This window comes from Streptomyces coeruleorubidus (assembly GCF_008705135.1).
Classification (GTDB): Bacteria; Actinomycetota; Actinomycetes; order Streptomycetales; family Streptomycetaceae; genus Streptomyces; species Streptomyces coeruleofuscus.
Map to the genome: position 1 here is coordinate 2328045 of NZ_CP023694.1, position 12052 is coordinate 2340096.

Annotated in this window: 10 protein-coding genes; all 10 read right to left on the reverse strand. The window is 70.8% G+C overall.

The features are described 5' to 3' along the window. Window positions 1-43: 43 nt before the first annotated feature. The 10 genes from CP976_RS10865 to CP976_RS10910 all read right to left on the reverse strand — a co-directional run bounded on the left by CP976_RS10865 (window position 44) and on the right by CP976_RS10910 (window position 11871). Window positions 44-916, reverse strand: coding sequence for a carbohydrate ABC transporter permease (locus tag CP976_RS10865; RefSeq protein WP_190146938.1), 873 nt, complete (start codon window positions 914-916; stop codon window positions 44-46). Continuing rightward, window positions 906-1925 carry a carbohydrate ABC transporter permease gene (locus tag CP976_RS10870; protein WP_150480160.1) on the reverse strand — a complete coding sequence of 340 codons (1020 nt, stop codon included), beginning with the start codon at window positions 1923-1925 and terminating at the stop codon, window positions 906-908. Before CP976_RS10870 ends, CP976_RS10865 begins: the two co-directional genes overlap by 11 nt. Before the next feature lies 1 nt (window position 1926). After that, window positions 1927-3219, reverse strand: a complete 1293-nt coding sequence (locus CP976_RS10875; protein ID WP_150480161.1) for an ABC transporter substrate-binding protein — start codon at window positions 3217-3219, stop codon at window positions 1927-1929. A 241-nt stretch (window positions 3220-3460) separates the two neighbouring features. Then, entirely contained in the window at window positions 3461-4498 is a 1038-nt protein-coding gene (locus CP976_RS10880; RefSeq protein WP_150480162.1) for a LacI family DNA-binding transcriptional regulator, read from the reverse strand. 113 nt (window positions 4499-4611) lie between these two features. Next, a complete protein-coding gene (locus CP976_RS10885; protein ID WP_150480163.1) occupies window positions 4612-5016 on the reverse strand; it encodes a VOC family protein in 405 nt (134 codons plus the stop codon). A gap of 86 nt (window positions 5017-5102) precedes the next feature. Continuing rightward, window positions 5103-6155 carry a 1-aminocyclopropane-1-carboxylate deaminase gene (locus tag CP976_RS10890; RefSeq protein WP_150480164.1) on the reverse strand — a complete coding sequence of 351 codons (1053 nt, stop codon included), beginning with the start codon at window positions 6153-6155 and terminating at the stop codon, window positions 5103-5105. A gap of 35 nt (window positions 6156-6190) precedes the next feature. Then, window positions 6191-6832, reverse strand: a complete 642-nt coding sequence (locus CP976_RS10895) for a GntR family transcriptional regulator (protein ID WP_150480165.1) — start codon at window positions 6830-6832, stop codon at window positions 6191-6193. A gap of 92 nt (window positions 6833-6924) precedes the next feature. Continuing rightward, on the reverse strand, window positions 6925-8508 hold the full coding sequence (locus tag CP976_RS10900; RefSeq protein ID WP_150480166.1) for a TROVE domain-containing protein: 1584 nt from the start codon (window positions 8506-8508) through the stop codon (window positions 6925-6927). Between the two features lie 347 nt (window positions 8509-8855). Then, window positions 8856-10298: an alkaline phosphatase PhoX gene (locus CP976_RS10905; protein WP_150480167.1), complete on the reverse strand. Its 1443-nt coding sequence runs from the start codon at window positions 10296-10298 to the stop codon at window positions 8856-8858. A gap of 154 nt (window positions 10299-10452) precedes the next feature. After that, the gene (locus CP976_RS10910; RefSeq protein ID WP_150480168.1) at window positions 10453-11871 is read right to left on the reverse strand and encodes a hypothetical protein; all 1419 of its coding nucleotides are present in this window, start codon (window positions 11869-11871) and stop codon (window positions 10453-10455) included. Window positions 11872-12052 lie beyond the last annotated feature (181 nt).

The window sequence follows — 12052 nt, forward strand, 5'->3', positions numbered from 1 at the left end:
TATCGAGATCGGCCGGCGGTCGGAGGTCCGCACACCCGCCGCCCTACATCTTCATCGCCCCCGCCGCCAGATCCCGCAGGAAGTGCCGCGCCCCGATCAGGAACACGACGATCAGCGGGATGACGCTCATCAGCGCGCCGGCCATCACCAGCGAGTAGTCGGTGTTGTAGAGGATGTTGAGATTCGCCAGGGCGACCTGGAGGGTGACCTTGTCGGGGTCGATCATGACGACCAGGGGCCAGATGTAGTCGTTCCACAGGCCGATGAACGTGAAGATGCCGAGGAAGGCGAGGGCCGGCCGGAACAGCGGCAGGACCACCGTCCAGTAGAGGCGGAAGAAGCCGGCGCCGTCGATCCGCCCGGCGTCCAGCAGTTCGTCCGGCAGCGAGTTCTGGGCGTACTGCCGCATCCAGAAGATGCCGAAGGCGTTCGCCGCGCCGGGAATGATCAGCGCCTTCAGGGATCCGGCCCAGCCGAACTCGGCCATGGTCACGAACTGCGGCACCAGGGAGAGCTGCGCGGGGATCATGTACGTCACCAGCAGCATGCCGAAGAGGAACTTCTTCGCCGGGAACTCGTACTTGGCGAAGGCGAACGCGGCCAGCGAGTCGAAGAACAGCACCAGCACGGTCCCGAGCACGGCGACGACGACGGTGTTGAACAGCGAGCCGAAGAAGTCGACGGTGTCGAGCACCCGCCCCATGTTGTCCAGCAGATGCGGCCCCGGCACCAGCTTGGGCGGGTAGCGGTAGATGTCCTGCGTGGTGCCGGAAGCCAGCACCACCAGCCAGTAGAAGGGGAACAGCGAGACCAGCACACCGAGCAGCAGCACCGCCCGGACGCATGTGCGGCTGAGCCTGCTGCCGGAGCCGATGGCCAGGCCCGCGCTCCCGGTCGACCTCTGTTCAGCGGCCACGGCGAGCCCCCTTGCGGCGCAGCAGACCGGCGATGCCGGGCCGGCGGTCGTCGTCCGAGCCGGCGACCAGGCGCCAGTTGATGACGGTGAAGACGGCGATGATCGCGAAGAGGACCCAGCCCATGGCGGCGCCGTAGCCGAACTGGTGCTCCTTGAAGGCCTTCTGCCACAGATAGAGCACGATGGTCATCCCTTCCTGGCCCGGCCCGCCCGTGGTTCCGACGTCGGTCGACTGGAAGAGCACCTGGGACTCGGTGAAGATCTGCAGGCCGTTGATGGTGGAGGTGACGGCGGCGAAGAGCACCACCGGCCGCAGTTGGGGCAGTACGACCCGGAAGAGGGTCTGCCTGCTGTTCGCGCCGTCCACGCGGGCGGCCTCGAAGTGCTCGGTGGGGATGGCCTGGAGGCCCGCCAGGAAGATCAGCGCGTTGTAGCCGACCCACCGCCAGATGATCATGATGGAGACGGACGACTTGATGCCCCACTCGGAGGACAGCCAGCCGACCCCGTCCAGCCCGATCGCCCGCAGCGCCGAGTTGGCGAGGCCCGCCTGGGCGAAGACCGAGCCGAACACGACGGTCATGGCGACCATCGAGGTGACGTTGGGGACGAAGTACGCCACCCGGTAGGCACCGGCGAAGCGGACCTGCGAGTGCAGCAGGAACGCCAGCACCAGGGCCAGGAACAGCATCGGCACCGTGGACAGGAACCAGATCTCGAAGGTGTTGAGCACCGAGTGCCAGAACACCGAGTCCTGGAGCAGCCAGCCGTACTGCTTGAGCCCGACGTAGCGCATGTCGCCGATGCCGTCCCAGTCCTGGAAGGACAGGTAGACGGAGAAGACGATCGGGAAGGCGCCGAAGACGGCGAACAGCACGTAGAACGGGGAGATGGCGAGCAGCGGCGGGACGTGACGCCGGCGGCCGCCCGGGGTGGTGGGTTGTGTACGGCCGGCCGGCCGCTTCTCGTTCGCCGCCGGCGCGCCGGCCGGGTCGAGAACCGTCGCCATGTCAGCTCACCCCCACCCGTGACAGCGTGGTCTCGGCGGTGTTCACGGCGTCCCGCCAGGCCCGTTCGGGGTTCTTGCCGAGCGTTTCCACATTGGTCAGCTCCTGGAAGAACGGGGTGTTGGCGGACTCCTCGTAGGGGCTGAAGTAGACGACGGGGGCCTTCTCGGCGGCCGGGCCGAAGACGTCGATGGGCCGCTGGCCGCCGAAGAAGGGGTCGGGCTCGTGCATCGCCGGGTCGGCGTAGGCGGCCGGGGTGGTGGGGAACAGGGCCATCTCCTGGTAGCTCTTGAGCTGGTTCGCCGGGCTGAGCAGCCACTTCAGGAAGGCGAAGCCCGCCTCGGGATCCCGGCAGTAGCGGGTCAGGGTCATGTACGAGCCGCCGTAGTTGGCCGGGCCGTCCGGCATGGTGGTCAGCCGCCAGGATCCGGAGGTCTTCGGGGCGGTGTCCTTCAGGCCGTTGGTGGCCCACACCGCCGTGGTCATCGTGGCGATCCGGCCTCCGCTCATGGCCGCGTTGAAGTCGGGTGTGCCGTCCGTGATCCTGGCGCTGAGCCCTTGGCGGAGGATGTCCACGGACAGGTCCCAGGCCCGCCGGATGTGCTCCTGGTCGCCGATGAAGCGGTTGCCGGCGTCCACGAACTGCCTGGAGCTCTGGAGCAGGACCTGCTGGAAGACATTGCCGATGTTGCTCACCAGGTAAGGCTTTTCGGGCCCCTTCGCCCGCAGGGTCCGCCCGGCGGCGATGAACGTCTCCCAGGTGGGGATCTCCTCGGCGACGTCCTCCGGTTCGTAGGCCAGTCCGGCCTCCCGGAAGAGGTCCCTGCGGTAGTAGAGCGCGGTGGGGCCGGCGTCCAGGGGGAAGCCGATCATCCTGCCCGTCGGGGTGAAGCAGGCCTTCCACTTCCACTCGAGGTACTGGTCGCGGACGGACTCCGCGCCGAGTTCCCGCAGGTCGAGGAACTCGTTCTCGTCGGGGAAGAACGTGGCGAGGTTGTCGTTGTTCACGACCGTCACGTCCGGCACGTAGGCGCGCGCGGCGAGGCTGGTGCGCACCTTGGAGTCGATGTCGCCGTCGGGTATCTGCGAACCCCGCACCTTCAGTCCGGGCACCCCCGGCACGCCCCGCCTGGCGGTGGCGAGCAGCTTGTCGCTGAGCGAGCCCTTCCAATACCAGAGGCCGAGGTGGTCGGTGCCGGCGGAGGCCGATCCCTCCGCGGACCCGCATCCGGTCAGTCCGAGCAGGCCCGCCCCCGCACTCCCGAGACAGGCCCCCAGCAGGCGTCTGCGGGACATCGTTCGCTGATCCATGGGCGCGCACTCGCATCTCGCGGGGATGGGGGGAGGCTTCCCTTGATAAGGGAAGTGAAGACAACGATGTCGGCGGGCCGCGTGGTGGTCGGGCCGACGGTCTCGCGGTGGGGGGCTCAGGGGTTCGTGAACGTTCACGTGAGCGTTGCCGTCGAGTATCGGCACGCTCGAAAACCGGTGTCAAGGGAGCTGCACGGAACGATCTGCCGGGCCCTGCCCCGGCGGGTCAGGCGGAGGAGCGGACCACCAGTTCGGGCACCACCCACGCGTCCGCGCCCCGCAACGGCTCCTCACCCGCGCGCAGCCGGGCCACCTGCTCCACGGCCAGCCGTCCGAGCTGCCGCTTGTCGATGTGCAGGGTGGTCAGGGCGGGTTCCACCAGCTCGCCCAGGGAGAGGCCGTCGAAGCCCAGCACCGCCAGATCGTCCGGAACGCTCCGGCCGTGGCGGCGGGCGGTGCGCATCGCCCCGACCGCGATCAGGTCGTTGAAGCCGAAGACCGCGGTGATCTCGGGCCGCGCCGCCAGGAGCCGCTCCATACCGGCCTCGCCGCCGGCCACACTGTGCTCCGGGCACACCGCGACCCAGTCCTCGTCGACCGGCAGTCCGAGGCGCCGCACCTGCTCCAGGAACGCCAGCCTGCGGGGGCCGGGCCCGTGCACGCCGTCCAGCATGCCGATCCTGCGGTGCCCCGCGCGGAACAGGTGGTTCAGGCCCTGCTCGACTCCGGTGGCGGCGTCGATGCCCACGGCGGCGAAACGGGTCTGCTGCGGGCCGCGCTCCAGAAGCACCAGCGGCACGCCGCCGAGGTGCCGGGTGAGGACGTCGTCCGGGTCCTTGAAGTAGCCCACGACGGCGTCCGCCTGGTGGGAGAGCACGTCGAGCGCCTGCCGCTCCCTGGCCTCGTCGATCCGGGAGTCCCACACGACCACCTGCCAGCCGCGCTGCTCGGCCGCCTCCAGCACCCCGGCGGCGACCTCGGGGAAGAACGGGTTGCGCAGGTCGGGGATGACCAGGCCCGCCGTCACGGCGCCCTTCTGGACGAGTCCGCGCGCGAACCGGCTGGGCCGGTAGTCCAGGAGCCTGGCCGCCTCCAGGACCCGCTCCTTGGTGGCCGGGTCGATCTCACCCTTGTCGTTGACCGCCCGGGAGACCGTCTGCCGTGACACCCCGGCCAGTCGTGCGACGTCGTGGATGGTGGCCCGGCGCCGGGCACCGTCGGGCCCCTCGGCACCCGGCTCCGCGCGCTGATTGTCGGTCCACACGCTGAGCACTTTATCCGGCCCCGGGCCCGGCCCGGCAGGGGCGGCCGCGCGGGCCCCTGAGGGGTCCTTGCGCTGTGAGCGTCCGACCCGGGCGCTCACAGCGCAAGGACCCCTCAGCCGTCGAGCTCGGTGAAGAGCGTCAGCTGGAGGTCGCCCGGGGCCTCGAGCCGGGAGTTGAGGGAGTTCCAGGGGGTGCGCGTGGGCTCGGCGACCACCTCGGCTCCGGCGGCGGCCAGCTTCGCCGTGGTGGCGACGGAGTCGTCCACCTGGAAGGCGACCCGGACGTGCCCGGCCACCCGCCGCCCCACCTCGACCTCGTCGATGAAGGCGGCGTGGTTCGGGTCGGTCAGCTCCAGCGTGGCCCGCCCGGCCTCCAGGATCGTGACCCGCCCGTCCTCCGACGCGAACGCGCCCTGCTCGGTCAGGCCGAGCACGTCCCGATAGAAGTGCAGCGCGGCGTCGTAGTCGTCCGCGGTCACAACGAGGCGGAGTTCTCGTACGGCCGGTTCGTCGGGCATGGGGGGCTCCTTCGAGGTTCGGATGATCCCTGACAACCCACGCGCCGGCCGGTTGATTCCTGGGGCGGGACAACGGCCAGGCGTCGTCAGAACAGCGCGCTGTACGCGTTCAGCGCCGGCTGTCCGCCCAGGTGGGCATAGAGGACCGTGGAGTCGCGGCCGATCTCGCCCCGCGAGACCAGGTCGATCATCCCGGCCATGGACTTCCCCTCGTAGACGGGGTCGGTGACCATCCCCTCCGTCCGGGCCGCGAGCCGCATCGCCGCCAGGGTGGACTCGTCGGGGATGCCGTACGTGCCCGCGTGGTACCGCTCGTCCAGTTCGACGTCAGACTCGGTCAACTCGCGCTCGAGCCCGATGAGCTGCCCGGTGTCGTGCGCGATCCGGGCGATCTGGCCACGGGTCGCGGCGGGTTTCGCCGAGGCGTCGACGCCGAGCACGCGCCGGGGCCGCCCGCCCGCCTCCTCCAGCGCGGCGAACCCGGCGACCATGCCGGCCTGGGTGGAGCCGGTCACCGAGCACACGACCACGGTGTCGAAGAAGACGCCCAGCTCGCGCTCCTGTTCGGCGACCTCGTACGCCCAGCCCGCGAAGCCGAGGCCGCCGAGTGGATGGTCGGAGGCTCCGGCCGGGATGGCGTACGGCTTGCCGCCCGCCTCCTCGACCTCCCTGAGCGCCTGCTCCCAGCTCTCCTTGAACCCGATCCCGAACCCGGCCCGCACCAGCCGTACGTCGGCCCCGGCGAGGCGGCTGAGCAGGATGTTGCCGACCTTGTCGTACACGGCGTCCGGCCACTCCACCCAACTCTCCTGCACCAGCACGCACTTGAGCCCGGCCCGGGCGGCCACCGCCGCGACCTGCCGGGTGTGGTTGGACTGCACCCCGCCGATCGACACGAGCGTGTCGCAGCCCTTCGCGAGCGCGTCGGCGACCAGGTACTCCAGCTTGCGGGTCTTGTTCCCGCCGTAGGCGACACCGGAGTTGCAGTCCTCGCGCTTGGCCCACAGGGCCGCGCCGCCGAGGTGATCGGTGAGCCGTTCCAGGGGGTGCACGGGTGACGGCCCGAAGAGGAGGGGGTAGCGCGCGTACGAGGCAAGGGACGAGGAAGGGGAAGGAGACGGGGACGAGGAAAGGGACATGGTTCCTCCCGGGGTCGGGATGGGATCGGTCGGTCTCAGTCGGCGAGCTCTTCGAGCCCTCGCCAGATCTCAGCCGTGACGCGGACCGCCTCGGCCGTGTCACCGGCCGCGCAGGCCTCGATCAGCCGCTCGTGCAGTCCGGCCGAACGGCAGCTGCCGCCCTCGCCGAAGCGCTGTCGCTCCAGGCGGCGGATGAGCGGGGTGTAGCGGGCGACGGTCGCGGCGGCCGCGCGGTTGCCGCTCACCCGGACGAGGACTTCGTGCAGCGCGTCGTCGGCGCGCAGGGCCCCGTCCACGTCTCCGGTGCCGACGGCGGCGGCGAACCGCTGGTTGGCGGTGCGCATCGCCTCGATGTCCGCGGCACCCAGCCGGGGCACGGCGACCCGCGTCACGAGCTCGTGCATGGCGCCGACCACGGCGGCGGCGTCCCTGACGTCGGAGGCCACGAGCGGGGTCACCCGGGTGTAGCTCTGCGGCTTGCTCTCCAGCAACCCCTCGTCCACGAGCCGGGAGAACGCCTCGCGTACGGGTGCCCGGGACAGCCCCAGCCGCTCCGCGAGCTCGGCGTCCCGCACCACCGCGCCGGGTTCGATCTCCCCGGCCACGATGGCGTCCCGGATCGCCTCGTACGCCCGGTCCCTGAGCAGGGTCCGGGGCACGGGCCGAATGGCCTCCATGAACTGAAATGTTAGATGTCAGCACCGCTCCCGGGCAAGGGTCCGGACAAGATCGTGGCCCGCACTCCCCTCGCGGTGCGGGCCACGGTCCCTCAGGCCGCCCAGGGCCAGTCGGCGTCCCGGGAGGCCTCGATCAGCGGAACCATCCGGAAGGCCGTGTCCGTCAGGCCTCCGAAGGTGTGCCGGTTCCCGGTGCCCGACGGGCTGTGGCCCGCCCGGTACCCGGCGAGGTTCCAGGTGTAGACCGGCACGTCGCCCGGGACCTGCTCGGTCGGGTCACCCCGGTGGTGGTGCGTGTACTGCTCGTCGGTGACGATCAGCACCCGGTCGTGCTTCCGGTAGTGCCGGCGCACCGCCTCGGTGGTGTCGGTCCCGCCCAGGTCGCCGAAGCGGTCGAGGATCTTCAGCACCGACTCGCCCTTGCGGAACTTCACGCGGCCGCTCGTCGAGCCGAACTCGACCAGGTCCGCGCGCTCCGCCCGCAGCGCGAGCGCCGTGCCGAAGATCGCGGCGGCGTCGGCGCGGTTGAGCTCCGAGCGATCGGACAGCCGCGACCAGAACATCGAGCCCGAGCGGTCCACGAGCACCAGCGTCCGGCCGGGCAGCGCGGGCACGTTGGCCAGCGAGTGGCCGAGCGCCCGCTCCAGGGCGTACGACCAGCGCAGCGACGGCGCGTGCTGGTAGGCGGCGAGGTACCGGAAGGGGAACTGCCGCGAGCGCGCGACCTCGGCCGGGTCGCTGATCCGCGCGGCGACCCGCTCGGCGACCTCGTCGGACACCCCGGCCTCGTCGAAGTTCCGCAGGTTGCGCACGAGCGCCATGGTGCCCATGGACGGGATCACGGCCTCCCAGGCCGCCTTGTCCATCGGCCCCTGGAGCCAGCCCGCCAGGGTCTCCCACGTCATCCCGGCCGCGGCCAGCCGCTCGGCACCGCCCTCGGCGGTCACGACCGCGCGCCGCTCGGCCACCGGCAGCGCCATCAGCTCGCGGTGGGCGGTGAGGACGCGGTCCGACGCGGGCGGCACCGCGGTGTCGGGGTGGTGCCGCCGGTCGAGGGCGTACCGGAACAGCTCGCCCTGCCAGGGCTTGTCCGGGTCCGGGGCGGCGTGCACGAGGTTGAGGATGTCGCCGAAGCGGTAGCCCTTGGAGGCGGTGTCGTACTTCAGCAGCGCCTTGCCGTGGTAGAGCCGGCGTACGGCGTCGGCGATGCCGCGCTTGACCGGCTTGGGCACGTTGCGGCCGTACATCGCCGTCCAGTAGGCGAGCAGTTCGCCGGGCTCGTCGGGCCGCTGGAGCACGGAGGCGACGACCTGCCGGTTGGCCGGGCCGCCGGTCGCGCCGGCGTCCAGGCGGGCCTTGACGTACTCGGCGGCGCCGACGACGGAGGCCGTACGCAGGTTGCCCTCGCCGCGCAGCCAGCCGAGCAGGCCGGCCGTCCACGCCGGGTCGGTGACGGCGAGTTCGCGCACGAGCTTCGCGAAGCGGTCGTCGCGGTCGGCGCCGGTCTCGTAGAAGGTCTGCTGTGAAACGAAGTTGGACACGGCCAGCAGGAAGAGCTCGGAGCGTGCGTCACGCTCGCGGCCCCGGCCGCCCTCGTACGTGCGCAGCACACGCCCGGTGGACGTCACGCGGGAGACGGGACGTGCGCGGGCTGCCTTGGAATTGAATCGCGCCATGGTGAATTCCCCCGAATTCGTTCGTGTTTCGGGAGAGACGCTGCATGCAGGAAAAGAGGTGGGTGCCCGAGGACAGAAGTCGGCGACGGACTAATTCAGATGCTCTACTCACTTGAGCTACAGCGACCCGAAGTCGCTGACGGGACTCGAACCCGCAACCCTCTGATCCCAGGAAGTAACCGTTGCCTTCGCACCGGGCACCCACCACATGCTGCGCCTCCCGAGATCAAGTCGGCGGCGGCGTCGGATTCTTTGGAAGAGAAGTAGCCGCTGCCATCGCACCGGGAGGTGCGTGACGTTGTGATCTCACTGTAGGAGGCGCGGTACGGGACCTGCGAGTGAATTAATTACCGCTTCTGGCGCTTCCAGGGGCCGGTGATGGCGAGCAGGATGCCCGGGTCCTGGATGTTGGCGTAAAGGGTCTTGCCGTCGGGCGAGAAGGTGACACCGGCGAACTCGCTGTACTCCGGCTCCTCTTCGGTGCCGACGTTCAGGTCGTTGCGGGCGATCGGGTACGTGCGGCCGCTCTCGGTGGCGCCGAAGAGGTGCGAGACGCCCTCGCCGTCCTCGGCCAGCACGATGCCGCCGTACGGGGAGACGGTGATGTTGTCGGGACCGTCGAACGCGCCGTCCTCGGACGGGTCGGGGTTCACACCGAGCAGCACCTTCAGTGTCAGTGTCCGGCGCTTGGGGTCGTAGAACCAGACCTGGCCGTCGTGCTGGACGGGGCTCTCCTCACGGGCGTACGAGGAGACGATGTAGGCGCCCCCGTCGCCCCACCACATGCCCTCCAGCTTGCGGGCGCGGGTGACCTCGTCGGCGGCGAACTGCTTGCGCACGGGGGTCGTACGGGCGTCACGGTCGGGCACGTCCACCCAGTCGACGCCGTAGACGGTGCCGGTCTTCGTGGCGCGGGACAGGTCGTCGACGAACTTCCCACCGGAGTCGAAGCACTTGGGCGCCTGGAGGACACCGGCGTCGTCGGCGAGCTCGCGGAACTTTCCGGGGCCGTACGCGAAGCCCTTGGGCGGGGTCCAGCGGTAGAAGAGACCGTTGGGCTCGTCGTCGTCCTCGGTGAGGTAGGCGTGGCCGCGCTTGGGGTCGATGACGACGGCCTCGTGGTCGTATCGGCCGAAGAATTTCAGCGGCTTGGGGCCGCGGTTGGCGCGCCGGTCGCTCGGGTCGACCTCGAAGACGTAGCCGTGGTCCTTGGTCATGCCGTTGACGCCGGCCCTGTCGGAGTTCTCCTCGCAGGTGAGCCAGGTGCCCCACGGCGTGCTGCCACCGGCGCAGTTGGTGGAGGTGCCCGCGATGCCGACCCACTCCGCGACCCGTCCGTCGGGGCGTATCTCGACGACCGTGCAGCCACCGGCGGCGGCCGGGTCGTAGACGAGGCCCTCGGTGAGCGGCACCGGGTACTTCCAGTTGGCGCGCGGGCCCTTCAGCTCGTGGTTGTTGACGAGCAGGGTGGTGCCGCGGGGGCCGTCGAAGGCAGCGGTGCCGTCGTGGTTGGACGGCGTGAACTCACCGGACTCCAGCTTCGTCCTGCCGCTGTAGGTGATGATCCGGTACGAGAAGCCGGCGGGCAGGGCGAGGATGCCCTTGGGGTCGGGGACGAGCGGCCCGTAGCCGACCGAGTGCCGGGCTTCCGCCGCGCCCTCCGCACTGTCGGTGTCGTAGGACGCGAGGGCGTTGGGCGCGGTGGCGAGTGCGCCGACGCTGCCCGCCAGCGCGACACCGGCACCGGTGATCGCGGAGGTTCTGGCGAAGTCCCTGCGGGTGAGCGACATGGGTGTCTCCTGTGACGGGGGGTATGCCGTGGAGGGTGGCGGACCTCGATCACCGCCACCGTCCCGCTCATCCATGAACGCCGGTTGAACAACACCCCAGGGGCGCGGGGAACTGCGTGACAAGCCACAACGCGCCCGCACCCGCAATACGAACTCAGCCCCCCTGCTGCGACCGCGCCTTGAACGCAGCCTTCCGCGCTTCCTTCGCCACCTTCTTGTCCGGATGCAACCGCCCCATCGCCTCCAGCACATCCGCCGTAGCGGGGTGCTCAACCCGCCAGACAGCCTCGAAGAACCCACCGTGCTGCCGCGCGAGCCCTTCGACCAACGCCCGCAGCTCCTCGGAGTTCCCCTCGGCAGCCAGCTGCGCGGCCACCGTGTCGATGGTCAGCCAGTACACCATCGCTTCCGACGGCGCGGGCACATCCACCGCACCGTGCTCGGTGAGCCAGACACGAGCGAGCCCGCCCAGCTCGGCATCGTCGAGCACCTCCCGCAAGGCGGGCTCGGCCGAGGCCCCGACCAGCGACAAGGCCTGCTGACACCGCAGTCGCCGCAGCGGCGCCCCGGCATCGGAACCCCGCGCCGCCGCCAGCAGCTCGCGGGCCGCGGCGAGCGACTCCCGCCGCTGAAGCCACTGCTCCGTCTCGGCCTGCGCAGCACCGGGCGGGAACGCCGCCGTGCCGTCGAGCAGCGCGTCGGCTCCCTTGTCCGCGAGGTCCCCGACGGCCGGCGCCTCGAACCCGGCCTCCAGCAGCCGGGCACGCAGGCCGTAGAGCCCGAGCGGGGTGAGCCGGACCATGCCGTACCGGGAGACGTCGGTGTCGTCGACGGGCGCCGCGGGCTCCTCGTCGGCCTCGGCCATGAGCGCCTCGTCCACGGGCTGGTACGCCACGAGCCCCACCGGCTCCAGCATCCGGAACTGGTCGTCCAGCCGCATCATCGCCTCGGACACCTGCTCCAGGACGTCGTTGGTCGGCTCGCCCATGTCGCTGGGCACGATCACCGACGCGGCCAGCGCCGGCAGCGGCACCGGAGCGTCGGCGGGTGTGTCCTCGCCGGCGGTCAGCAGGTAGAGGTTGCCGAGCACGCCGTCGAGGAACTCGGCCTCGGCCTCCGGGTCCCAGTCGAGGGCGGAGAGGTCGACCTCGCCGTCCTCGGCCACGAGACCGTCCAGGTCGGGCACGCTCGCGTCGGCGAGCACCGTCTCCAGGGCCGCGAGCCACACCGCGAGCACGTCCTGCGGCGAACCGCCGGTGAGCAGCGCCAGGTCCTCGCCGGCTGTGACGGTGCCCTCCTCCTCGTCGACGATCTCGACGAGCCCGGCGTCCACGGCCACCCGCCACGCCTCACTGGCGTCGGCGGCGGCGTCGTCCCCGCTGAGTCCGAGCACCTCGGCGGCCGCGGGCACCTGCTCGTCGACGAGCCCGCCCCCGGCGTCGACCCGGGTCTCCGGCCCGGCCCAGCGGGCCAGCCGGGCGGCCCGGGACAGCAACGGCGTGGACAGCGCGTCGCGCGCCAGCTCCGCTTCGGGGTGCAGCCGCACCGGCGGCAGGGGGGAGCTGTCTGACATCGGCTGTTTCTCCTAGCGGTGCCTCATACGACTCAGCCGCTCAGCCTAGACGGATTTACACCCATGCCGCCTGCTTCATGTCCCCGTCAGGGGCTGTACATGGCCGAAACCTTGACAAGTGACCTGAGCAGGCTGGAGATTGACGCGCGTAGAAGTCGGCGGACACTTGTTCACCGGGTCG

Excerpts from the sequence above, each read along its gene's own strand:
- CP976_RS10885 (WP_150480163.1), bottom strand. The coding sequence starts at position 5,016 with ATGCCCGACGAACCGGCCGTACGAGAACTCCGCCTCGTTGTGACCGCG.
- CP976_RS10895 (WP_150480165.1), bottom strand. The coding sequence starts at position 6,832 with ATGGAGGCCATTCGGCCCGTGCCCCGGACCCTGCTCAGGGACCGGGCG.
- CP976_RS10910 (WP_150480168.1), bottom strand. The coding sequence starts at position 11,871 with ATGTCAGACAGCTCCCCCCTGCCGCCGGTGCGGCTGCACCCCGAAGCG.
- CP976_RS10900 (WP_150480166.1), bottom strand. The coding sequence starts at position 8,508 with ATGGCGCGATTCAATTCCAAGGCAGCCCGCGCACGTCCCGTCTCCCGC.
- CP976_RS10870 (WP_150480160.1), bottom strand. The coding sequence starts at position 1,925 with ATGGCGACGGTTCTCGACCCGGCCGGCGCGCCGGCGGCGAACGAGAAG.
- CP976_RS10890 (WP_150480164.1), bottom strand. The coding sequence starts at position 6,155 with ATGTCCCTTTCCTCGTCCCCGTCTCCTTCCCCTTCCTCGTCCCTTGCC.
- CP976_RS10875 (WP_150480161.1), bottom strand. The coding sequence starts at position 3,219 with ATGTCCCGCAGACGCCTGCTGGGGGCCTGTCTCGGGAGTGCGGGGGCG.
- CP976_RS10905 (WP_150480167.1), bottom strand. The coding sequence starts at position 10,298 with ATGTCGCTCACCCGCAGGGACTTCGCCAGAACCTCCGCGATCACCGGT.